This is a genomic window from Endozoicomonas sp. ALB032 (assembly GCF_049310125.1).
In the GTDB taxonomy this organism is placed as follows: Bacteria; Pseudomonadota; Gammaproteobacteria; order Pseudomonadales; family Endozoicomonadaceae; genus Endozoicomonas_A.
The window spans coordinates 3,268,553-3,292,321 of the sequence record NZ_JBLYNW010000001.1 but is presented as its reverse complement, the minus strand read 5'-3'; the positions used below and the strand labels follow the sequence as shown (position 1 = coordinate 3,292,321).

The window sequence follows — 23,769 nt, the reverse complement described above, 5'->3', positions numbered from 1 at the left end:
AGAGCGTGGGAACGAGTTGTTAAAGACAGAACCCCCCTTTCTAATTGTTGATCATTTTCCCGAATCGAAGTCTTGTTTTCTTGTTAGTCAGGCTTACATCAATGTCTTGAACTCTCATACTAAATCCGACTCTAAGTAGCACAATCGATTTTAAATACCCCCACAAACCAAATTTAAATAATAACCGTGGAGAAACGAGCCATGAATTTCATAAAAAGCCTTTCCTGTTTTTGTGGTTCACTTTCATCAACAGCGAACCCATCCCGATCAGAAAGAGCAAGTGGTACCGCTAAGGATAGGAAGATCATCGTACGAAACAAGAAAAAGCCTTCACCATTGCTCAGTTTGCCCGAGGAAATGCAATCCGAAATTTTTACTTATTTGAAGGCCCACGATATTGCCAAATTGGCACAGGTAAATTCATACATTAACGACACTCTCAAAAATGATACTGCAATAGCAAGGGCGTGGTTTCGCCGGTTTCCTTCATCGCACCAGGCGCTATTAAAGACAATCGTCACTGAAAAAAATAAAAATCAACTCGAGGGTTGGTTGACGCGCTTTACCAAGGATAAGGCATTAATCAAGTCAGTCATGGATCGCCAACCGAGTATTTATTTTCCTGCTCTGTTCTTGTGCACTCTCACTAAACTGATGTCTCAATGTAAAAAATTTAACCTGGAAACCAAAGCCACCTTCTCTGGTAGCGGTGCCGCCTTCAGCCCCGATGACCACCATATGATGATCGCCATTGACAATGAAACGTTGAAAATCTATCGCCAGGAGGACAATGGATCATGGACAGAAAAAGCCACTGTTTCCCATAATGACGGGGTCAAATCCGCCACCTTCAGCCCCGATGGTCGCTATGCAATAACCGCCAGTAAAGATGGCGCGACGAAAATTTATGGCCAGCAGGCCGATGGATCATGGGTAGAAAAAGCCACTATTTCCCATGATGACTGTGTCAACTCAGCCACCATCAACGCCGATGGCCATGTGCTGACCATCCATGGCAACAATACTGTGCAAATCACTCAACTAAAGATGAAAGACACTCACCCATTTTCTACTGATTGATCATTTCCCCGGATCAAAGCCCCGTTTTCCTGGTTGGTTACGATTAGATCAATCTTTTGAACTTTCACACTAAAACCGACTCTAAGCTGCACAATCAATTTTGAATATCCTTGCCTGCCGAGGATAAATAATTGCAGCGGAAAAACAAACTATGTATCGCATAAATAGCAATGCCTGTATGGGTGGTTCATCTTTATCAACAACAGATGAATCTCGACCAGGAACGCCAAGTGGTAACTCTGCAAGCAGAGACGTCATTGAATGTGACAAGAATGAGTTTTCATTATTGCTCCATTTGCCCCCGGGAATAGAATCCAGAATTTTTACCTATTTGCGGGCTCATGATATTACCCAGTTAACACGGGTAAATTTACACATTAACAACGGGCTCAAAAATGATGCTGCAATAGCAAGGGCATGGTATCGCCAGTTTGCCTCATCGCACCAGGCTCTGCTAAAGACAATCGTTACTACAAAAGATAAAGATGAACTCCAGAAATGGTTAAAGCGTTTCACAGAGGATGAGGCATTAATCAAGTCAATCATGGATCGCCAGGCAAGTATTCACTTTCCTGCTTTGTTCTTTTCCACTCTCACCAAACTGATGTCTGAATGTAAAACATTTAAATTAGAGACAAAAGCCAGCCTCCCCTGTAATGGTGGGACCGATTCCTCTACCCTCAGTGCCGATGGCTGCTACCTGGTGAACACCATGTATAAAACGGTGGAAATCTATGGCCGGGAGAGCGATGGATCCTGGGAAGCAAAAGGTACTATTAGCCACTGTGGCCAAGTCATGTCAGTCACCTTCAGTACCGATAGTCGTTATGTGCTGACTGCCACCGATGAGGGCGAGGCGAAAATCTATGGCAGGAAGGACGAACGATCATGGGAAGAAAAAGCCACTATTTCCCATGATGATTGGGTCACATCAGCTACCTTCAGTACCGATGGCCGCTGTGTGGTGACCGCCAGCGCAGATGGCAGGGCGAAAATTTATGGTCAGAGGGATGATGAGACATGGGCAGAAAAAGCCATCATTCGCCACGATTATTTAGTCACTACGGCCACCTTCAGCGCTGATGGTCGCTATGTGGTGACCGCCAGCATGGACAACAAAGCGAAAATCTATGGCATCAAGAATGATGGTTCGTGGGAAGAAAAGGCCATTATTACCCACGAAGACTCTGTTGAATCAGCCATCTTCAGTGCCGATGGTCGCTATGTGGTGACGACCAGTGAAGATCACAAGGTAAAAATCTATGGTTTGGAGGCCGATGGATCATGGGAAGAAAAAGCTATCATTACCCACAATGGAGAGGTCAACTCAGCCACATTCAGCTCCGATAGCCGCTATTTGGTGACCGCCGGAGATGATGGCAGGGCAGTAATCTATGGCCTGAATAAAGACGGATCATGGACAGAAAAAACCACCATTTCTCATGATGGTTGGGTCTACTCAGCCCTCTTCAGCCCCGATAGCCGCCAGGTGGTGACCTGCAGTGAAGATTCCACGGCGAAAATCTATGACTTGAAGGACGATGGATCATGGGAAGAAAAAGCCATCCTTCCCCATGAGGATAAGGTCTACTCAGCCACATTCAGCCCCGATAGCCGCTATGTGGTCACCCACGATGAAGATTACACGGCGAAAATCTATGGCCAGAAGCTCAATGGATCCTGGGAAGAAAAAACCACCATTTCCCATGATGGGAGTATTATGTCAACAACTTTTAGCGTCGATGGCCGCCACGTGATCACCGCCAGTGGAGATGGCACGGCGAGAATTTATGGCCAGACAAGCGATGGGGCATGGCAAGAAAAAGCCATCATTTCCCATAATGCCGGGATCCTGTCAGCCACCTTCAGCGCCGATAATCTGGTGTTGACCATCCATCCCGATGGAATGATGAAAATCACTGAACTGCAGATGAATAATCAACAGCTGTCACTCATTATCCCAGATCCACATTATTCTTCTGCAACTCCTGCCCAGCAGGATAGACCCCTGCTTCAAGTTGGATGTTGCCTCTTTTGATTCATGACGCTCAATAACTGAGAGCATTTAGCAAGAGGCTGTTATGGCTCACTATTCCAAAGAAATGAAAGAGCCCGTTATCCAGAAACGGGAAGATCAGCGTCAATAGGCAGACCGGACAATGCCTGCCAGCCAACTAACCGAAATTGAACAAATATCGTGAACTTTCACACTGAAACCCACTCTAAGCTGCAGAATCAATTTTAAATATCCTTGCCAACCAGGGATAAATAACAACCATGGAAAACGAACTATGGATTGCTCAAATAGCAGCTCCTGCAATATTACCCCACGCTCAACACCACCACGTCAGTCACCATCTGATACACCAAGTGGTACCACTATGGGCAAGAACGTCATTGTACGTCACAAGAATGAGTTTTCATTATTGCTCGATTTGCCCGAGAATATACAATCCAAAATTTTCACTTATTTGCAGGTTCGTGATATTACCCAGTTAACACGGGCTAATTCAAACATTAACAACAGGCTCAAAAATGATGATGCCATGGCAAGGGCATGGTATCGCCAGTTTGCTTCATCACACCAGGCTCTGCTGGAGACAATTGTCGCGACAAAAGATAAACAGGAACTCCAGAAATGGTTGCTGCGTTTTACAAAGGATGGGGCTTTAGTCAAGTCAATCATGGATCGCCAAACGAGTGTTTATTTTCCTGCTCTGTTCTTTTTCACTCTCAACAAACTGATGTCTGAATGTAAAACATTTAAATTAGAGACAAAAGCCAGCCTTCCCTGTCATGGCAGGACAAACTCCGCTACCTTCAGTGCCGATGGCCGTCATCTGCTGAGCGTCAGGAATGATAAAAAAACGGTGGATATTTATGGCCACAAGAACGATGGATCATGGGAAACAAAAGGCACTATCTCCCATTATATGAGTGTCGTATCGATCACCTTCAGTGCCAATAGCCACTATGCAGTCACCACTGGAATGGATGGCAAGGCGAAAATTTATGGCAAGAAGGACGAACGATCATGGGAAGAAAAAGCCACTGTTTCCCATGATCAGTGGGTCATATCAGCCACCTTCAGCACCGATAGCCGCCATGTGGCGACCTGTAGTAATGACGGCAGGGCGAAAATCTACGGCAGAAAGGACGAACGATCTTGGGAAGAGAAGGCCACTATTTGCCATGATAAATTCGTCAACTCAGCCACCTTCAGCGTCGATGGTCGCTATGTAGTGACCACCAGTGGAGATCACAGGGCGAAAATCTATGGCCAGAGGGACGATGGGTCATGGGTAGAAAAAGCCACTATTTTCCATGACAACCGAGTCTGCTCAGCCACCTTCAGCCCCGATGGTCGTTATCTGGTGACCACCAGTTTTGATGGCAAAGTGAAAATTTGCGATCAGGAGGACGATGGGTCATGGCTGGAAAAAACCATTATTTCCTATGACGACTTTGTTGACTCAGCCCCCTTCAGCTCCACCTTCAGCTCCGATAGTCGCCATCTGGTGACCATCGCAGGTAGCAAGGCAAGTATTTATAGCCTGGAGGCCGATGGATCATGGGAAGAAAAAGTCACTATTTCCCATGATAAGTGGATCAACTCAGCCACCTTCAGCTCCGATAGCCGCCATATGGTAATCGCCAGTGATGATGGCAGAGCGATAATCTATGGCCAGAACCAAGAAGGATCATGGGAAGAAAAAGTCACCATTTCCCATAACCTGAGTGTCTGCTCAGCGACATTCAGCGCCGATGGCCGCCATGTGGTGACCGCCAGTTTAGATCGCAAAGCGAAAATCTATGGCCAGAAGGACGATGGATCATGGGAAGAAAAAGCCATCATTTCCCATGACGGTTTTGTCGACTCAGCCATATTCAGCCCCGATAGCCGCCATGTGATCACCCTCGGTCAGGATAACACGGTGAAAATCTATGGTCGGAAGATCGATGGATGCTGGGGAGAAAAAGCGACCATATCCCACCTTAGGAAAGTTAATTCAGCAACCTTTAGCATCGATGGCCACCATGTGATCACCGCCAGTGCCGATGGAACCGCGAGAATTTATGGTCGGCAGAGTGATGGTTCCTGGGAACAAAAAGCCATCATTTCCCATCATAGTGCGATCGTGTCAGCCAGCTTCAGCGCCGATGGCCATGTGCTGACCATCCATGGCGATAAAACAGTGAAAATCACTGAACTGCAGATGAATGAATGACTGATTGCTGTCAACCCTGTGGTGAGAAGTTGTCGTATAATGCCAACAACTCGTTCCCACGCGAAGCGAGGCTGCCGCAAAACTCTGGTTCCTATGCTTTCAGGCCCTGTGGGTCCCTGCGTGGGAACTGAAGTCGTCATTCCCGCGAAGGCGGGAATCCAGCGCCAACGGTGGATCTCTGCCTTCTCGGGGATGACAAGGCCAGGGGGACACCGGGCAGTATGGTTCTGGTGGAGAGTCAGTGTGGATTCCCGCCTTCGCGGGAATGACGAGAATGAAGCCGGGAATGACGAGAATGAAGCCGGGAATGACGAGAATGAAGCCGGCAATGACGGGAGTCAACGCGTTCCCACGCCGGAGAGAGTTTTGCGACACCCTCAGAGCGTGGGAACGAGTTGTTAAAGGCAGCCCCCCCCTTTCTAATTGTTGATCATTTTCCCGAATCGAAGTCTTGTTTTCTTGTTAGTCAGGCTTACATCAATGCCTTGAACTTTCATACTAAATCCGACTCTAAGTAGCACAATCGATTTTAAATACCCCCACAAACCAAATTTAAATAATAACCATGGAGAAACGAGCCATGAATTTCATAAAAAGCCTTTCCTGTTTTTGTGGTTCACTTTCATCAACAGCGAACCCATCCCGATCAGAAAGAGCAAGTGGTACCGCTAAGGGTAGGAAGATCATCGTACGTAACAAGAAAAAGCCTTCACCATTGCTCAGTTTGCCCGAGGAAATGCAATCCGAAATTTTTACTTATTTGAAGGCCCACGATATTGCCAAATTGGCACAGGTAAATTCATACATTAACGACACTCTCAAAAATGATACTGCAATAGCAAGGGCGTGGTTTCGCCGGTTTCCTTCATCACACCAGACGCTATTAAAGACAATCGTCACTGAAAAAAATAAAAATCAACTCGAGGGTTGGTTGACGTGCTTTACCAAGGATAAGGCATTAATCAAGTCAGTCATGGATCGCCAACCGAGTATTTATTTTCCTGCTCTGTTCTTGTGCACTCTCACTAAACTGATGTCTCAATGTAAAAAATTTAACCTGGAAACCAAAGCCACCTTCTCTGGTAGCGATGCCGCCTTCAGCCCCGATGACCACCATATGATGATCGCCATTGACAATGAAACGTTGAAAATCTATCGCCAGGAGGACAATGGATCATGGACAGAAAAAGCCACTGTTTCCCATGATGACGGGGTCAAATCCGCCACCTTCAGCCCCGATGGTCGCTATGCAATAACCGCCAGTAAAGATGGCGCGGCGAAAATTTATGGCCAGCAGGCCGATGGATCATGGGTAGAAAAAGCCACTATTTCCCATGACGACTGTGTCAACTCAGCCACCTTCAGCGCCGATGGCCGCTGTGTCGTGACTGCCAGTAAAGATGGCAAGGCGAAAATTTACAGCAAACAGGACGATGGTTCATGGGTAGAAAAAGCCACTATTTCCCATGACGGCTGTGTCGACTCAGCCACCTTCAGCACCGATAACCGCCATGTGGTGACCGCCAGCGTAGATGGCAAGGCAAAAATCTATGGCAAGCAGGACGATGGGTCATGGGTAGAAAAAGCCATCATTTCCCATGATAATCGTGTCAAGTCAGCCGACTTCAGCACCGATGGCCACTATGTGCTGACAGTCAGCACTGATCAGGAGCTGAAAATCCATCGCCTGAAGGCCGATGGATCATGGGAACAAATAACGATTATTCATATGAATAATGTCAATTCAGCCCTATTCAGCGACGATAACCGCCACTTGGTGATCTCCAGTGACGATGGTACGGCGACAATCTACGGCAAGAAGGACAATGGATCATGGAGAGTAAGAACCATCATTTCCCATGGTGATAGTGTCAGCTCAGCCACTTTCAGCCCCGATAGCCGCCATCTTGTAACCTGCAGTCGCGATGGCGAAGCGAAAATCTATAGCCAGAAGGCCATCAATGGATCATGGAAAAGAGAAGCCATCATTGCCAATATCGATAAGGCCTTCCCAGTTATATTCAGCCCCGATAGCCGCCATCTAATCATCTGCAGTAGAAATAATGACAGGATGAGAATCTATGGCCAGAAGGTCAATGGATCCTGGGAAGAAAAAGCCATCATTTCCCATAATCAGTATGTTAATTCATTCGGCTTTAGTGACGATGGCCGCCATGTGCTTACCTCCGGTTCTTATGGCAAGGCGAAAATTTATGGCCAGTTAAGCGACGGATCATGGAAAGAAAAAGCCACCATTTCTGATCAAAGTGGGATCGTATCAGCCACCATCAACGCCGATGGCCATGTGCTGACCATCCATGGCAACAATACTGTGCAAATCACTCAACTAAAGATGAAAGACACAAACCCATTTTCTACTGATTGATCATTTCCCCGGATCAAAGCCCCGTTTTCCAGGTTGGTTACGATTAGATCAATCTTTTGAACTTTCACAATAAAACCGACTCTAAGCTGCACAATCAATTTTGAATATCCTTGCCTGCCGGGGATAAATAATAGCAGCGGAAAAACAAACTATGGATTGCATAAATAGCGATGCCCTTACTGGTGGTCCACTTTCATCAACAACAGATGAATCTCGACCAGGAACGCCAAGTGGTATCTCTGCGGGCAGAGACGTCATTGAATGTGACAAGAATGAGTTTTCATTATTGCTCCATTTGCCCCCGGGAATAGAATCCAGAATTTTTACCTATTTGCGGGCTCATGATATTACCCAGTTAACACGGGTAAATGTACACATTAACAACAGGCTCAAAAATGATGCTGCAATAGCAAGGGCATGGTATCGCCAGTTTGCTTCATCGCACCAGGCTCTGCTAAAGACAATCGTTACTACAAAAGATAAAGATGAACTCCAGAAATGGTTAAAGCGTTTCACAGAAGATGAGGCATTAATCAAGTCAATCATGGATCGCCAGGCAAGTATTCACTTTCCTGCTTTGTTCTTTTCCACGCTCACCAAACTGATGTCTGAATGTAAAACATTTACATTAGAGACAAAAGCCAGCCTCCCCTGTAATGGTGGGATCGATTCCTCTACCTTCAGTGCCGATGGCTGCTACCTGGCGAACAACAGGAATTATAAAACGGTGGAAATCTATGGCCGGGAGAGCAATGGATCCTGGGAGGCAAAAGGCACCATCTGCCACTATGATCGTGTCACATCGGTCACCTTCAGTGTTGACGACCGCTTTGTGGTGACCGCCAGCTTCGATGGCAAGGCGAAAATCTACGGCAGGAAGGATGAACAATCATGGGAAGAAAAAGCCACTATTTCCCATGATGAGTGCGTCACATCAGCCACCTTCAGCGCTGATAGTCGCAATGTAGTGACCGCCGGCGTGGACAACAAAGTGAAAATCTATGGCATCAAGAATGATGGTTCGTGGGAAGAAAAGGCCATTATTACCCACGAAGACTCTGTTGAATCAGCCAGCTTCAGTGCCGATGGTCTCTATGTGGTGACGACCAGTGACGATCGCAAGGTAAAAATCTACGGCCTGGAGGCCGATGGATCGTGGGAAGAAAAAGCTGTCATTACCCACAACAAAGAAGTCAACTCAGCCACATTCAGCTCCGATAGCCGCTATTTGGTGACCGCTGGTGATGATGGCAGGGCAGTAATCTATGGCCTGAATAAAGACGGATCATGGACAGAAAAAACCACCATTTCTCATGATGGTTGGGTCTACTCAGCCCTGTTCAGCCCCGATAACCGCCAGGTGGTGACCTGCAGTGAAGATTTCACGGCGAAAATCTATGACTTGAAGGACGATGGATCATGGGAAGAAAAAGCCATCCTTCCCCATGAGAATACAGTCTACTCAGCCACATTCAGCCCCGATAGCCGCTATGTGGTCACCCACGATGAAGATTGCACGGCGAAAATCTATGGCCAGAAGCTCAATGGATTCTGGGAAGAAAAAACCACCATTTCCCATGATGGGAATATTATGTCAACAACTTTTAGCGTCGATGGCCGCCACTTGATCACCGCCAGTGCAGATGGCACGGCGAAGATTTATGGCCAGACAAGCGATGGGTCATGGCAAGAAAAAGCCATCATTTCCCATAATGCCGGGATCCTGTCAGCCGCCTTCAGCGCCGATAATCTGGTGTTGACCATCCATCCCGATGGAATGGTGAAAATCACTGAACTAAAGATGAATGAATGAGTCTTTGCTGTCACTCATTAACCGAGATCTGCATTATTCTTCTGCAACACCTGCCCGACAGGATAGCCCCCTGCTTCAAGATAGATGTTGCCTCCTTTGATTCATGACTCTCAATAACTGAGAGCATTTAGCAAGAGGCTGTTATGGCTCACTATTCCAAAGAAATGAAAGAGCCCGTTATCCAGAAACGGGAAGATCAGCGTCAATATGCAGACCGGACAATGCCTGCCAGCCAACTAACCGAAATTGAACAAATATCGTGAACTTTCACACTGAAACCCACTCTAAGCTGCAGAATCAATTTTAAATATCCTTGCCAACCAGGGATAAATAACAACCATGGAAAACGAACTATGGATTGCTCAAATAGCAGCTCCTGCAATATTACCCCACGCTCAACACCACCACGTCAGTCACCATCTGATACACCAAGTGGTACCACTATGGGCAAGAACGTCATTGTACGTCACAAGAATGAGTTTTCATTATTGCTCGATTTGCCAGAGAATATACAATCCAAAATTTTCACTTATTTGCAGGTTCGTGATATTGCCCTGTTAACACGGGCAAATTCAAACATTAACAACAGGCTCAAAAATGATGATGCCATGGCAAGGGCATGGTATCGCCAGTTTGCTTCATCACACCAAACTCTGCTGGAGACAATTGTCGCAACAAAAGATAAAGAGGAACTCCAGAAATGGTTGCTGCGTTTTACAAAGGATGAGGCATTAGTCAAGTCAATCACGGATCGCCAACCAAGTGTTTATTTTCCTGCTCTGTTCTTTTTCACTCTCAACAAACTGATGTCTCAATGTAAAACATTTAAATTAGAGACAAAAGCCAGCCTCCCCTGTGATGGTAGGTCCAACTCCGCTGCCTTCAGTGCCGATGGCCGCCACCTGCTGAGCTTCAGGAATGATAAAACGATGGATATATATGGCCACAACAGCGATGGATCATGGGAAGCAAAAGGCTCTATCTCCCATTATGACCGTATCAGATTGGTCACCTTCAGTGACGATAGCTGCTATGTAGTTACCGCTGGAGTGGATGGCAAGGCGAAAATTTATGGCATTAAGGACGAACAATCATGGGAAGAAAAAGCCACTGTTTCCCATGATCAGTGGGTCATATCAGCTACCTTCAGCACCGATAGCCTCCATGTGGCGACCTGTAGTAAAGACGGCAAGGCGAAAATCTATGGCAAGAAAGACGATGGATCATGGGAAGAAAAAGCCATTATTTCCCATGATAAATGGGTCAGCTCAGTCACCTTCAGCGTCGACGGTCGCTATCTGGCGACCACCAGTGGAGATTACAGGGCGAAAATCTATGGCCAGAGGGACGATGGGTCATGGGCAGAAAAAGCCATCATTCCCCACGATTTTATAGTCCATTCGGCCACCTTCAGCGCCGATGGTTACTCTCTGGTGACCACCACCCTGAAAGGCAAAGCGATAATTTGCGGCAAGAATAACGATGGATCGTGGGTAGAAAAAGCCATTATTTCCCACGACAAGTTTGTGTACTCAGTCACCTTCAGCACCGATAGCCGCTATCTGGTGACGACCGGTTACGATAGCAAGGTGAAAATCCATGGTCTGGAGGCTGATGGATCATGGGAAGAAAAAGCCATCATTTCCCATGATAAAGAGGTCAAATCAGTTACCTTCAGCTCCGATAGCCGCCATTTGGTGACCGCCAGTGATGATGGCAGAGCGATAATCTATGGCCAGAACGAAGAAAGATCATGGGAAGAAAAAGTCACCATTTTCCATTACCTGGGTGTATGCTCAGCCACATTCAGCGCCGATAACCGCCATGTGGTGACCGCCAGTTTAGATGGCAAAGCGAAAATCTATGGCAAGAAAGACGATGGATCATGGGAAGAAAAAGCCATCATTTCCCATAACGAAAGTGTCGACTCAGCCACATTCAGCCCCGATAGCCGCCATGTGATCACCCTCAGTAATGATAACACCGTGAAAATCTATGGCAGGAAGATCGATGGGTGCTGGGGAGAAAAAGCTATCATATCCCACCTTATGAAAATTAAATCAGCAACCTTTAGCATCGATGGCCACCATGTGATCACCGCCAGTACCGATGGAACGGCGAAAATTTATGGTCGGCAGAGTGATGGATCCTGGGAAGAAAAAGCCATCATTTCCCATCATAGTGCGATCGTGTCAGCCAGATTTAGCACTGATGGCTACCTATTGACCACTCATGGCGATAAAACAGTGAAAATCACTGAACTGCAGATGAATGACTGATTGTTTGCTGTCAACCCTGTGGTGAGAAGTTGTCGCATAATGCCAACAACTCGTTCCTACGCGAAGCGTGGGTGTCGCAAAACTCTGGCATGAAAGTTCATAACATTGATGTCAGTGAAACTAACAGTTCAACAGGTCTTTGATTCGGGACAATGTTTCGTCCCCTTGCTTCCACCAAAACCATTTGCCGATTAAACGTTAATTGAAGCCGGAAGAGTTTGAGAAGTATCAGTCATTCATCCATCCTTAGTTCAGTGATTTTCGCCGACTGATCTTCATGGATGGTTAACACATGGCCATCGACGCTGAAGGTGGCTGACACGATCCCTCCAGGATAGGAAATGGTGGCTTTTTTTTGCCATGACCCATCGCTTACCTGACCGTAAACAATAGCAAGATGAAAATCTGACAGCGCCAATAAACTAAAAAATGTATCTCTAAACTGGTGATAAATAAATTCCGACGCATTATCGTTATTGGCAGTGACCAAATGGCTGCCATCGGCGCTGAAGGATGCTGATCTAATATACATACCATTGGAAACGGTGGTTTTTTCTTCCCAGGACCCATTAAACTTGCGGCCATAGATTTTCACCTTCCTGTCTTCACCGTGGGTCATCACATGACGGCTGTCAGCGCTAAAGGTTGCTGATTTGATTGGCATACGATGGGAAATGGTAGCTCTTTCTACCCATGATCCATTATCGTTCAGGCCGTAGATTTTCGCCTTATTATCTGCACTGCGGGTGATCACACAGCGGTTATCGGGGCTGAAGGTGGTTGAGTAGACCCGATCATCATGAGAAATGGTGGCTTTTTCGTTCCATGATCCGTCTTCCTGACCATAGATTATCGCCCTGCCATCTTGACCGGAGGTTACCATATGACGGCTATCGGCGCTGAATGTGGCAGAGTAGAAACGATCCTCATTGGAAAAGATGGTTTTTTCTTCCCATGTCCCATCGTCCTCCAGGCCACAGATTTTCATCCTGTTACCTTCACAGCAGGTGATTATATGTCGGCTATCGGCGCTGAATTTGGCTGACCAGACTGAATTGTCATGGGAAATGATGGCTTTTACTATCCATGACCCATCGTTCATTTTGCCATAGATTTTCGCTGTGTGATCCAGACTGGTGGTCACCACATAGCGACTATCGTCGCTGAAGGTGGCTGATGTTAAAAAATCGTGGCTAATGATGGCTTTTTCTGCCCATGACTCATCGTCTTCCAGGCCATAGACTTTCGCCTTGCCATCGTGACTGGCGGTCACTAAATAGCGATCGTTGGCGCTGAAGGTGGCTGACATGACAGGTTTATCATGAGAAATGATGGCTTTTTCTTCCCATGATCGTTCGTCCTTCTTGCCATAGATTCTCGCCTTGCAATCTTCACTGGTGGTCACTACATAGTGGCCATCGTTACTGAGCATGAATGATGTGACACGACCATCATGGGTGATAGTACCTTTTGCTTGCCATGAACCATCGGTCTCCCGACCAAAGATTATCACCGTTTTACTATCACTGACGCTCACCAGATAGTGGCCATCGGCACTTAATGTAGCAGAGTTCATCCTGCCGTTATTGAGGAGGGAGGCTTTTGTCTCAAATATAAATGTTTTGCATTCAATCATCAGTTTAGTGAGAGTGAAAGAGAACAGAGCAGGAAAGTCAATACTCCCGTGACGATCCATGACTGACTTGACTAATGCCTTATCCATTGTAAACCGGCTCAACCAATTCCCGAATTGATCCTTATCTTTTTCAGTGACGATTGTTTTTATCAGAGCCTGGCGTGATGAAGCAAACCGGCGATACCATGCCCTTGCCATTGAATTATCATTTTTGAGCGTCTTGTTCATGTATGAATTTGCCCGTATTAAATTGGCAATATCACGGGTCTGCAAATGACTATAAATTTTGGATTGTATTTCAAAGGGCAAATTGAGCAATAATGAAAGCTTATTCTTGTCACGTACAATGACGTCCCTACCCATAGTGGTAGCAATGGGTGTCTCTGATTGAATCTCTGATTGAGAGTGATCGGGGGTTGGTGAGAGTGGCCCACCAAGGCAAGAATGGTTACTTATGCGGTCCATAGTTCGTTTCTTAAAAGTTGTTATTTCCGCTGGTTGCAGTGATATCCAAAATTGATTCTGCAGATTAGAGTCGTTTGTAACATGAAAGTTCATAACATTGATGTCAGTGAAACTAACAGGAAAACAGGACTTTGATTCGGGAAAATGATCAATAAGTAGAAGTCAGTTTTCTGATAAGTACCGCTCAGAGAACTTACCATCATTGCAGATTGCTTAACTCAACTTAAGTTATGCGCCTTGCCAACTGGCCGTGATTACAGGATCGATTTGATTTCGAGTATCCTGTGACAGCTGAGCGTTACCCGCAGGTGGGGCACTGAAACCAGCCATTGCAGTTACAAGGCTGTCAACCTTGTTTGCAAGAAGCACTGCATCATTGGTACGAATCTCATCCTACGCAAAGCGTGGGTGTCGCAAAACTCTGGTTCCCATACTTTTAGCCCCTCTGGGTCACAACGTAGGAACCCATACCCATCTCGCGCTGCAGAGTCTGCTTTTCAGAGGAGGTATGCATTCCCACGCAGAGCGAGGCTGTCGCAAAAGTGCTGTTGGCATCAATGGCCGAATTAACCAGCCCAAAACCACGGCCCCCCCCGGCAAAGGCATCTGTGCTCTGGTAATTCATTTTGCTTCCCTTCTGTTATTTGCCTACAGTGGTAGGTCAATGGAGGTATTTTTATGAATAGCTTATATAACACTGATTATCATCAATGGCTGAGTCAGCAAGTAACCCTGTTGAAAACTCAAAACTTTAATCAGTTGGATTTAGAAAACCTGATTGAGGATTTAGAGTTGAGCCTTAAGCAAGACCTTCGCGAGTTGGAGAACCGCCTGTCAACTTTGATAACTCATCTTCTTAAATGTAATTACCAGACCAGTGCACTAAGGGAGTCTACAGCGACAGATAGAGTCCTTAAAGGTTGGATGGAAACCATAGTTAGATCAAGAATTAAGATTAATAAACTGGTGAAAGAGAATCCTAGTTTAACGTCAAGGATCAAAGACTCCCTTAAACAAGCGTATGTTGATGGTAAAAAAGGAGCCATCAAAGAAATGAATATTTATGTCCATAAAAAACTCGACAACAATAGCTTTCCTGACGAATGCCCCTGGAGCTATGAGCAAATAATGACTGAAGACTGGTATCCACTCAACGGTGTCTGAGTGGTAGGGCAATGGAGGTGATTTATGGAAAACTTGTACGACACTGATTACCACCAATGGCTGAGCCAACAGCAGGATCTGCTTGCCAAATGACATTTTGACGGGCTTGACACAGAGAAATTGTTGGGGGAGCTAGAGCTGGGCAATGAACAACCCCGCCAGGGGGCGGGGTATCCTTGGTGCAAACTCAAAACATTGCAAGCTGATGATCTGAGTGAAGTTTGTCGTACTCATTTCCCTGATTCTTCACATAATTCGCTATCATCTGCTCATCACCATGCTTTCCGACAGTGCTTGCAAAGTACCCATCAGTCCAAAATTCGCCGCCCATAATGGTTTTGCAACACCCTCAAAGCGTAGGAACGAGTTGTTAGAGTTTTGCGACACCCTCGAAGCGAGTTGTTATTGTGAACTTTCTCAAGAAATCCGACTCAAAGCTACAGAATCAATTTTGAATATCCCTGCCAGTGAGGGATAAATAATAACTATGGAAAACGAGTTATGGATTGCCTAAAGAGTCATTCCAGTATTGGTGACGCACTTTCATCAACACCCGTTCAATCTCAATCAGGGACACCAAGTGGAATCAGCACGCGCAGGGACGTATTTGTTCGTGACAAGAATGAGCTTTCTTTATTGCTCGATTTACCCTTTGAAATACAATCCAAAATTTATACTTATTTGCAGACTCGTGATATTGCCCGTTTAACACAGGTGAATTCATGCATTTACAACTCGCTCAAAAAAGATGCATCAATGATAAAGGCGTGGTATCGCCAGATTGCTCCATCACACCAGGCTCTGATAAAGACAATCGTTATGGCAAAAGATAAAAATCAACTCGAAGGTTGGTTAAGCCGTTTCACAGAGGATAAGGCATTAGTCAAGTCGATCATGGATCGCCAAACGAGTATTTATTTTCCTGCTCTGTTCTATTCCACTCTCACTAAACTGATGTCTCAATGTAAAACATTCGAATTAGAGACAAAAGCCAACCTCCCAGGTAATGGTAAGCTGAACTCAGCCAGCTTCAGCGCCGATGGCCGCTGTATGGCGATCGCCAGTGATAATGATACGCTGGAAATCTATGGCCGGGAGAGCGATGGATCCTGGACAGAAAAAGGCACTGTCCTCCATTATGGCAGTATCATTTCGTCCACCTTCAGCGCCAATGGCCGCTATGTAGTGACCGCCAGTAAGGATGGCGAGGCGAAAATCTATGGCAAGAAGGACGATGGATCATGGGAAGAAAAAGCCACTATTTCCCATAATAACTGGGTCAACTCAGCAACCTTCAGCAACGATAGTCGTTATGTAGTAACCGCCAGTGGCGATGGCAAGGCGAAAATTTACGGCCAGAGGGACGATGGGTCATGGGTAGAAAAAGCCATTATTTTCCATGATCAAGATGTCAAATCAGCCACCTTCAGCCCCGATAGCCGCCATGTGTTGACCCGCAGCAGTGACGGCGAAGCGAAAATCTATAGCCAGAGGGTCGATGGATCATGGGAAGAAAAAGCCATTATTTCCCACGACGACTGGGCCTTCTCAGCTGGCTTCTGCGCTGATAGTCGCCATGTGATCACCCGCGGCGAAAATAACAAGGTAAAAATCTTTAGCATCGAGGCCGACGGGTCATGGCAAGAAAAAGCCACTATTTCCCATGATTGCTGGGTCCTCTCAGCCGCTATCAGCGCCAATGGCCGCTATGTGGTGACCACCCGTCGCGATCACTCTGTGAAAATCCATAGCCTGGAGGACGATGGATCATCGGAAGAAAAAGCCATCTTTTCCCATGAGAATCGTGTCAATTCAGCCTGCTTCAGCCCCGATAGCCGCCATGTGGTGAGCCACAGTTACGATGGCAAGGCGAAAATCTATGGCCAGAAAGACAATGGATCATGGGAAGTAAAAGCCATCATTTCCCATGATGACAGAGTCTGGTTAGCCACATTCAGCGCCGATAGTTGCTATCTAATCACCTGCGGTGAAGATAACAAGGCGAAAATCTATGGCCGGAAGGGCGATGGATCATGGCAAGAAAAAGCCATCATCTCTCATGACAAGGATATAAGATCAGCAACCTTTAGCGTCGATAGCCACCATGTGGTCACCGCCAGTATTGATAAAACGGCGAAAATTTATGGCCAGGTAAGCGATGGATCCTGGCAAGAAAAAGCCACCATTTCCCATCCTAGTAGTATCAGATCAGCTATCTTCAGCGCCGATGGCCTTGTGTTGACCATCCATGGCATTAACACAGCAAAAATCACTGAACTACGGATGGATGTATGACTGATTATTTGCTGTCAATCTTGTGGTTAGAAGTTGTCACATAATTACAACTCGTTCCTACACGAAGCGAGTTGTTATTGTGAACTTTCATACTAAAACCGACTCTAGCAGCCTGTCGGACTTAAGCGTCCGTAGCGAGGATTGCAAGAAATTGAGGATAAAAATCTCTGTTTCTGAGGAGAATAGCGAGCTATTTGACGAAGAAACAGAGATTTTTAGACCAATTTATTGCAACCGCACGACTGCATGGATGCAGGAGCTAGAGCAACGCAGGAGCAGTTGCCGTGTAGGACAGTCTTAAGTCCGACAGGCTGCTAGGCTGCGGAATCAATTTTAAATATCCTTGCGGGATAAACAATAACAATGGAAAACGAGTTATGGATTGCATAAAGAGTAATTCTGGTATTAGTGATGCACTTGCAACAACACCCGTTCAATCTCAATCAGGGACACAAATTGGAATCAGCACGCGCAGGGAGGTATTTGTTCGTGACAAGAATGAGCTCTCATTATTGCTTGATTTACCCATTGAAATACAATCCAAAATTTATAGCTATTTGCAGACTCGTGATATTGCCCGTTTAACACAGGTGAATTCATGCATTTACAACACGCTTAAAAAAGATGCATCAATGATAAGGGCGTGGTATCGCCAGATTGCTTCATCACGCCAGGCCATTACGGGAATAATCCTCACTGCAAAAAATAAAGATCAACTCGAGAATTGGTTGAGCCGATTTACAAAGGATAAGGCATTAGTCAAGTCAATCATGGATCGTCAGGCGTGTTTTTATTTTCCTGCTTTGTTCTTTTCCAATCTCACTAAACTGATGTGTCAATGTAAAGCATTTAAATTAGAGACTAAAGCCACCATCCCCTGCCATAGTTCAGAGGACTTAGCTTCCTTCAGCGCCGATGGACGCCACCTGGTGATCGCCTTTGACTCTGAAACCTGTAAAATCTATGGCCAGCAGAGCGATGAATCATGGGTAGCAAAAGGCACTATCTCCCATGATAGGCAAGTCAAATTTGTCACCTTCAGTGCCAATAGCCACTATGTAGTGACCGCTGGCATGGATGGCAAGGCGAAAATTTATGGCAAGAAGGACGAACAATCATGGGAAGAAAAAGCCACTATTTCCCACAGTTACTGGGTCCGCTCAGCCACCTTCAGCCCCGATAGCCGCCATGTGTTGACCTACAGTAACGACGGCAAAGCAAAAATCTACGGCAAGAAGGACGAACGATCATGGGAAGAAAAAGCCACTATTTCCCATGATAATTGGGTCGATTTTGCCACCTTCAGCAAAGATGGTCGCTATGTAGTAACCACCAGTTGGGATCACAGTGCAAAAATCTATGGCCAGAGTGACGATGGGTCATGGGCAGAAAAAGCCGTCATTCCACATGATGACATTTACTCAGCCACCTTTAGCCCCGATAGCCGCTATGTGGTGACTGAAGGCCTGGGCAGCAAAGCGAAAATCTATGATAAGAAGAACGATGGGTCATGGCTGGAAAAAGCCATTATTTCCCATTGTGTCTCAGTCACTTTCAGCTCCGATAGTTGCCATGTGGTGATCACCAGAAGAAATGGCAGTGCAAAAATCTATAGACTGGATGCCGATGGATCATGGCAAGAAAAAGCCATCATTTCCCACAATGCAGAGGTCAACTCAGTCACATTCAGCCCCGATAGTCGCTGTTTAATAACCTCCAGTGACGATGGCAAGGCGATAATCTCTGGCCAGGATGAAGACGGATCATGGCAAGAAAAAGCCATCATTTCCGATTACCTGAGTGACTGCTCAGCCAAATTCAGCGCCGATAGCCACCATCTGGTGACCGCCAGTCTAGATTTCAAAGCGAAAATCTATGGTAAGAAGGACGATGGATCATGGGAAGAAAAAGCTATCATTTCCCATAACGAAAGTGTCTACTATGCCTCATTCAGCCCCGATTGCCGCCATGCCATCAGCTGCAGTGAAGATTTAACGGTAAAAATCCATGGCCTGGAGATCGATGGATCATGGAGAGAAAAAGCCAACATTTCCTATGATAGGGGCATTACAATAGCAACCTTTAGTGCCGATGGCCGCCATGTGGTCACTGTCAGTCTCGAAGGGACAGTGAACATTTATGGTCAGAACAGCGATGGATCATGGGAAGAAAAAGCCAGTATTTCCCATCCTGGTACTATCCGATCAGCCACCCTTAGCGCCGATGACCATTTGTTGACCATCCATGGCACGGACACGGCGAACATCACTGAACTAAGTATGAATGATTGCCGTTACTAGCCCAGCCATACCAATCGAACTTTCTAACTCCCTGTTGCGCTAAAGATTATTGTGAACTTTCCTACTAAAACCGACTCTAAGCTGCAGAATCAATTTTGAATATCCTCGCCAACCAGGGATAAATAACAACAATGGAATAACAAACAATGGATTGCATAAATAACAATTCCTGTATTGATGATCGACTTTCATCAAAACCAGAGCAATCTCAAACAGAGCCGCCAAGTGCTACCTATGCAGGCAGGGAAGTCATTGAACGTGACAAGAATGAGTTTTCATTATTGCTCGATTTACCCGAGGATATACAATCCAGAATTTTTACTTATTTGCAGGTTCGTGATATTGCCCAGTTAACACAGGTAAATTCATCCATTAACAACAGGCTCAAAAATGATGATGCAATGCCAAGGGCATGGTATCGCCGGTTGGCTTCATCACACCAGACTCTTCTAAAGACAATTGTCGCTACAAAAGATAAAGATGAACTCCGGAAATGGTTGCAGCGTTTTACAAAGGATGAGGCATTAATCAAGTCAATCATGAACCGCCAGGCAAGTATTCACTTTCCTGCTTTGTTCTTTTCCACTCTCACTAAACGGATGTATCAATGTAATGCATTTAAATTAGAGACTAAAGCCACCATCCCCTGTGAAAGTTCAAAGCACTATGCTGCCTTCAGCGCCGATGGACGCCACCTGGTGATCTCCTGTGTTCCCAAAACCTGCACAATCTATGGCCAGGAGAGCGATGGATCATGGGTAGCAAAAGGCACTATCTCCCATAATAACTATGTCAGATCAGTCACCTTCAGTGCCAATAGCCACTATGTAGTGACCGCTGGTATGGATGGCGAGGCGAAAATTTATGGCAAGAAAGACAATCGATCATGGGAAGAAAAAGCCACTATTTCCCATAATCGCTGGGTCCGCTCAGCCACCTTCAGCCCCGATAGCCGCCATGTGTTGACCTGCAGTAACGACGCCAAGGCGAAAATCTATGGCCTGACGGACGATGGTTCATGGGAAGTAGAAGCCATCATTTCCCATAACGAAGAGATCTACTTAGCCACCTTCAGCATCGATAGTCACTATGTAGTAACCGCCAGTGCAGACGGCAAGTCGAAGATCTATGGCAGGAAAGACGAACGATCATGGCAAGAAGAAGCCACTATTTCCCACGATGACTGGGCCAAATCAGCCAACTTCAGCACCGATGGCCGCTATGTGGTATCCGTCTGTGGAAATGACACTGCGAAAATTTATGGCAAGAAGGACGATGGATCATGGGAAGAAAAAGCCATTATTTCCCATTTTGTCTCAGCCATCTTCAGCTCCGATAATCGCCATTTGGTGACCACCAGAAGAAATGGCAGTGCAAAAATCCATAGACTTGATGCCGATGGATCATGGAAAGAAAAAGCCATCATTTCCCACAATGGAGAGGTCAACTCAGCCACATTCAGCCCCGATAGTCGCTATTTAATGACCACCAGTGACGATGGCAAGGCGATAATCTATGGCCAGGATAAAGACGGATCATGGAAAGAAAAGGCTACTATTTCCCATTACCTAAGTGTCTGTTCAGCCAAATTCAGCGCCGATAGCCGACATGTGATGACCGCCAGTTTAGATGGCATAGCGAAAATCTATGGCAAAAAGGACGATGGACCATGGGAAGAGAAAGCCAGCATTTCCCATAAAGAAAGTGTCTACTCTGCCACATTCAGCCCCGATAGCCGTCATCTCATCACCTGCAGTCCTGATTACACGGTGAAAATCCATGGCTTGGAGATTGATGGATCATGGAGAGAAAAAGCCATCATCTCCCATCGAAGGGTTATTACATTAGCAACCTTCACTGTCGATGGCCGCCATGTGGTCACTGTCAGTTACGTTGGAACAGTGAAAATTTTTGGCCAGAACAGCGATGGATCATGGAAAGAAAAAGCTACCATTTCCCATCTTGGTGTTATCCAATCAGCCACCCTCAGCACTGATGACCATTTGTTGACCATCCACAACGCAACGGCGAGCATCACTGAACTAAGTTTGAATGAATGATTGCTGTTACCAGCCCAGCCTCACATTATTATTCTGCAACACCTGCCAGGCATGATAGTTCGAACGCACCGGAAAACCGGCCACGACTTCAACAATTTCCTGGATCAAAGTCCTGTTTTAAGCACCTAACCAGTTACTTATTATTGGTTACGCTTACATCAATATTGTGAACTTTCCTACTAAAACCGACTCTAAGCTGCAGAATCAATTTTCAATATCCTTGCCAAACAGGGATAAATAACAACCATGGAAAAGGAACTATGCATTGCTCAAATAGCAGCTCCTGCAATATTACTCTACGCTCATCAACAGCAGAGCAATCTCAAACAGGGCCGCCAAGTGGTACCTATGCAGGCAGGGAAGTCATTGAACGTGACAAGAATGAGTTTTCATTATTGCTCGATTTACCCGAGGATATACAATCCAAAATTTTTACTTATTTGCAGGCTCGTGATATTGCCCATTTAGCACGGGCAAATTCATGCATTAACAACAGGCTCAAAAATGATGATGCCATGGCAAGGGCATGGTATCGCCAGTTGGCTTCATCAAACCAGACTTGTCTAAAGACAATCGTCGCTACAAAAGATAAAGATGAACTCCGGAAATGGTTGCAGCGTTTTACAAAAGATGAGGCATTAATCAAGTCCATCATGGATCGCCAGGCAAGTATTCACTTCCCTGCTTTGTTCTTTTCCACTCTCACTAAACTGATGTGTCAATGTAAAACATTTAAATTAGAGACTAAAGCCAGCATCCCCTGTAGCAGTTCAAAGGACTTAGCTGCCTTCAGCGCCGATGGCCGCCACCTGGTGATCGCCTGTGACTCCAAAATCTTTAAAATCTATGGTCGGGAGAGCGATGGAACATGGCAAGCAAAAGGCACTATCTGCCATGATTCCGCTGTCGAATCGATCACCTTTAGTGCCGATGACCGTTACGTAGTGACAACCAGTAGAAAGTGCAAGACGAAAATTTATGGTAAGAAGGACGAACGATCATGGGAAGAAGCGACTATTTCCCGAGACAACTCCTTATACTCAGCCAAGATCAGCGCCGATGGCTGCCATGTATTGAACCGCAGTACCAATAACAAGGTGAAAATCTATGGCCTGGAGACCGGTGGTTCATGGGAAGAAAAAGCCACTCTCTGTCATAATGATTGGGTCCGGTCAGCCACCTTCAGCCCCGATAGCTGCCATGTGGTGACCTGCAGTGAAGATTGTAAGACGAAAATCTATGGTCTGGAGGCCGATGGATCATGGAAAGAAAAAGCCAGCAAATACCATGGGTATAGCATCAGATCAGCCACCTTCAGCCCCGATAGCCGACGTATGATGACCTGCACCTGTGATGGCAGGGTGAAAATCTATGGCCAGAAGGACGATGGATCGTGGAAAAGACAAGCCACCACTTCTAATGATGATCAGTTCAATTCAGCTACCTTCAGCCCCGATAGCCGCCATCTAATCACCTCCTGTTTCCCTGGCAAAGCGAAAATCTATAGCCAGAAGGACGATGTATCATGGAAACAAAAAAAGACCATTTCCCACTATTTGGAAATTAGATCAACAGCCTTTAGTGTCGATAGCCGCCATGTGATGACCTGCAGTTATGATAGAAAGGTGAAAATCAACGGCCTGAAGGACGATGGATCATGGCAAGAAAAAACGGCCATTTCCCACGGTTTGGGAATCAGATCAGCAGTCTTTAGCTTCGATGGCCGCCATGTGGTCACTGCCAGTGACGAAAAAACATCGGAAATTTATGGTCAGGTAAGTGATGGATCATGGCAAAAAAAAGCCACCATTTCCCATGGTTGCAGGATCAGGTCAGCCATCTTCAGCGCCGATGGCCATGTGTTGACCATCCATACCGATAACACGGCGAAAATCACGGAACTAAAGATGGATGGATGGGTGGATGAATGAATGAATGAATATTTCGCGGATCAAAGCCCTGTTTTCTTATTGGTTACGCATACATCAATAGTGTGAACTTTCAGACTAAAACCAACTCTAAGCTGCAGAATCAATTTTGAATATCCTCGCCAACCAGGGAT

The 23,769-nt window shown here is 45.9% G+C and carries 14 protein-coding genes and 1 pseudogene; 11 read left to right on the top strand and 4 right to left on the bottom strand.

Annotated features, from left to right (window positions below):
- Nucleotides 1-201: 201 nt before the first annotated feature.
- The 3 genes from ACO6VG_RS12180 to ACO6VG_RS12170 all read left to right on the top strand — a co-directional run bounded on the left by ACO6VG_RS12180 (nucleotide 202) and on the right by ACO6VG_RS12170 (nucleotide 5,309).
- On the top strand, nucleotides 202-1,080 hold the full coding sequence (locus ACO6VG_RS12180) for an F-box/WD repeat-containing protein (protein ID WP_422474133.1): 879 nt from the start codon (nucleotides 202-204) through the stop codon (nucleotides 1,078-1,080).
- 151 nt (nucleotides 1,081-1,231) lie between these two features.
- On the top strand, nucleotides 1,232-3,118 hold the full coding sequence (locus ACO6VG_RS12175) for a WD40 repeat domain-containing protein (protein ID WP_422474131.1): 1,887 nt from the start codon (nucleotides 1,232-1,234) through the stop codon (nucleotides 3,116-3,118).
- 253 nt (nucleotides 3,119-3,371) lie between these two features.
- Nucleotides 3,372-5,309 carry a WD40 repeat domain-containing protein gene (locus tag ACO6VG_RS12170; protein ID WP_422474129.1) on the top strand — a complete coding sequence of 646 codons (1,938 nt, stop codon included), beginning with the start codon at nucleotides 3,372-3,374 and terminating at the stop codon, nucleotides 5,307-5,309.
- Nucleotides 5,310-5,408: 99 nt separating this feature from the next.
- Here the strand turns inward: ACO6VG_RS12170 and ACO6VG_RS12165 are convergent, their stop codons facing one another.
- The gene (locus tag ACO6VG_RS12165; protein WP_422132517.1) at nucleotides 5,409-5,651 is read right to left on the bottom strand and encodes a hypothetical protein; all 243 of its coding nucleotides are present in this window, start codon (nucleotides 5,649-5,651) and stop codon (nucleotides 5,409-5,411) included.
- A 238-nt stretch (nucleotides 5,652-5,889) separates the two neighbouring features.
- On the opposite strand from ACO6VG_RS12165, the gene ACO6VG_RS12160 reads away from it, so the two are divergent.
- The 3 genes from ACO6VG_RS12160 to ACO6VG_RS12150 all read left to right on the top strand — a co-directional run bounded on the left by ACO6VG_RS12160 (nucleotide 5,890) and on the right by ACO6VG_RS12150 (nucleotide 11,787).
- The gene (locus ACO6VG_RS12160; protein ID WP_422474127.1) at nucleotides 5,890-7,695 is read left to right on the top strand and encodes an F-box/WD repeat-containing protein; all 1,806 of its coding nucleotides are present in this window, start codon (nucleotides 5,890-5,892) and stop codon (nucleotides 7,693-7,695) included.
- A 151-nt stretch (nucleotides 7,696-7,846) separates the two neighbouring features.
- Nucleotides 7,847-9,508, top strand: coding sequence for a WD40 repeat domain-containing protein (locus ACO6VG_RS12155; protein WP_422474125.1), 1,662 nt, complete (start codon nucleotides 7,847-7,849; stop codon nucleotides 9,506-9,508).
- A 353-nt stretch (nucleotides 9,509-9,861) separates the two neighbouring features.
- A complete protein-coding gene (locus ACO6VG_RS12150) occupies nucleotides 9,862-11,787 on the top strand; it encodes a WD40 repeat domain-containing protein (protein ID WP_422474123.1) in 1,926 nt (641 codons plus the stop codon).
- A gap of 232 nt (nucleotides 11,788-12,019) precedes the next feature.
- Here the strand turns inward: ACO6VG_RS12150 and ACO6VG_RS12145 are convergent, their stop codons facing one another.
- Both ACO6VG_RS12145 and ACO6VG_RS12140 read right to left on the bottom strand, forming a co-directional pair.
- Nucleotides 12,020-13,888: a WD40 repeat domain-containing protein gene (locus tag ACO6VG_RS12145; RefSeq protein WP_422474121.1), complete on the bottom strand. Its 1,869-nt coding sequence runs from the start codon at nucleotides 13,886-13,888 to the stop codon at nucleotides 12,020-12,022.
- Nucleotides 13,889-14,324: 436 nt separating this feature from the next.
- On the bottom strand, nucleotides 14,325-14,513 hold the full coding sequence (locus ACO6VG_RS12140; RefSeq protein ID WP_422413440.1) for a hypothetical protein: 189 nt from the start codon (nucleotides 14,511-14,513) through the stop codon (nucleotides 14,325-14,327).
- Nucleotides 14,514-14,566: 53 nt separating this feature from the next.
- On the opposite strand from ACO6VG_RS12140, the gene ACO6VG_RS12135 reads away from it, so the two are divergent.
- Nucleotides 14,567-15,052, top strand: coding sequence for a DUF29 domain-containing protein (locus tag ACO6VG_RS12135; protein WP_422132512.1), 486 nt, complete (start codon nucleotides 14,567-14,569; stop codon nucleotides 15,050-15,052).
- Nucleotides 15,053-15,239: 187 nt separating this feature from the next.
- Here the strand turns inward: ACO6VG_RS12135 and ACO6VG_RS12130 are convergent.
- A pseudogene (locus ACO6VG_RS12130) lies at nucleotides 15,240-15,392 on the bottom strand (transposase); the annotation flags it as partial.
- A gap of 161 nt (nucleotides 15,393-15,553) precedes the next feature.
- Here ACO6VG_RS12130 and ACO6VG_RS12125 point away from each other — a divergent pair.
- The 4 genes from ACO6VG_RS12125 to ACO6VG_RS12110 all read left to right on the top strand — a co-directional run bounded on the left by ACO6VG_RS12125 (nucleotide 15,554) and on the right by ACO6VG_RS12110 (nucleotide 23,638).
- Complete coding sequence (locus ACO6VG_RS12125; protein ID WP_422474119.1) at nucleotides 15,554-17,347, top strand: F-box/WD repeat-containing protein; 1,794 nt, start codon at nucleotides 15,554-15,556, stop codon at nucleotides 17,345-17,347.
- A gap of 377 nt (nucleotides 17,348-17,724) precedes the next feature.
- The gene (locus ACO6VG_RS12120; protein ID WP_422474117.1) at nucleotides 17,725-19,647 is read left to right on the top strand and encodes a hypothetical protein; all 1,923 of its coding nucleotides are present in this window, start codon (nucleotides 17,725-17,727) and stop codon (nucleotides 19,645-19,647) included.
- Nucleotides 19,648-19,793: 146 nt separating this feature from the next.
- Complete coding sequence (locus ACO6VG_RS12115) at nucleotides 19,794-21,707, top strand: F-box/WD repeat-containing protein (RefSeq protein ID WP_422474115.1); 1,914 nt, start codon at nucleotides 19,794-19,796, stop codon at nucleotides 21,705-21,707.
- Between the two features lie 260 nt (nucleotides 21,708-21,967).
- A complete protein-coding gene (locus ACO6VG_RS12110; RefSeq protein WP_422474113.1) occupies nucleotides 21,968-23,638 on the top strand; it encodes an F-box/WD repeat-containing protein in 1,671 nt (556 codons plus the stop codon).
- Nucleotides 23,639-23,769 lie beyond the last annotated feature (131 nt).

Excerpts from the sequence above, each read along its gene's own strand:
- ACO6VG_RS12180 (WP_422474133.1), top strand. The coding sequence starts at position 202 with ATGAATTTCATAAAAAGCCTTTCCTGTTTTTGTGGTTCACTTTCATCA.
- ACO6VG_RS12175 (WP_422474131.1), top strand. The coding sequence starts at position 1,232 with ATGTATCGCATAAATAGCAATGCCTGTATGGGTGGTTCATCTTTATCA.
- ACO6VG_RS12170 (WP_422474129.1), top strand. The coding sequence starts at position 3,372 with ATGGATTGCTCAAATAGCAGCTCCTGCAATATTACCCCACGCTCAACA.
- ACO6VG_RS12160 (WP_422474127.1), top strand. The coding sequence starts at position 5,890 with ATGAATTTCATAAAAAGCCTTTCCTGTTTTTGTGGTTCACTTTCATCA.
- ACO6VG_RS12155 (WP_422474125.1), top strand. The coding sequence starts at position 7,847 with ATGGATTGCATAAATAGCGATGCCCTTACTGGTGGTCCACTTTCATCA.
- ACO6VG_RS12150 (WP_422474123.1), top strand. The coding sequence starts at position 9,862 with ATGGATTGCTCAAATAGCAGCTCCTGCAATATTACCCCACGCTCAACA.
- ACO6VG_RS12145 (WP_422474121.1), bottom strand. The coding sequence starts at position 13,888 with ATGGACCGCATAAGTAACCATTCTTGCCTTGGTGGGCCACTCTCACCA.
- ACO6VG_RS12140 (WP_422413440.1), bottom strand. The coding sequence starts at position 14,513 with ATGAATTACCAGAGCACAGATGCCTTTGCCGGGGGGGGCCGTGGTTTT.
- ACO6VG_RS12135 (WP_422132512.1), top strand. The coding sequence starts at position 14,567 with ATGAATAGCTTATATAACACTGATTATCATCAATGGCTGAGTCAGCAA.
- ACO6VG_RS12125 (WP_422474119.1), top strand. The coding sequence starts at position 15,554 with ATGGATTGCCTAAAGAGTCATTCCAGTATTGGTGACGCACTTTCATCA.
- ACO6VG_RS12120 (WP_422474117.1), top strand. The coding sequence starts at position 17,725 with ATGGATTGCATAAAGAGTAATTCTGGTATTAGTGATGCACTTGCAACA.
- ACO6VG_RS12115 (WP_422474115.1), top strand. The coding sequence starts at position 19,794 with ATGGATTGCATAAATAACAATTCCTGTATTGATGATCGACTTTCATCA.
- ACO6VG_RS12110 (WP_422474113.1), top strand. The coding sequence starts at position 21,968 with ATGCATTGCTCAAATAGCAGCTCCTGCAATATTACTCTACGCTCATCA.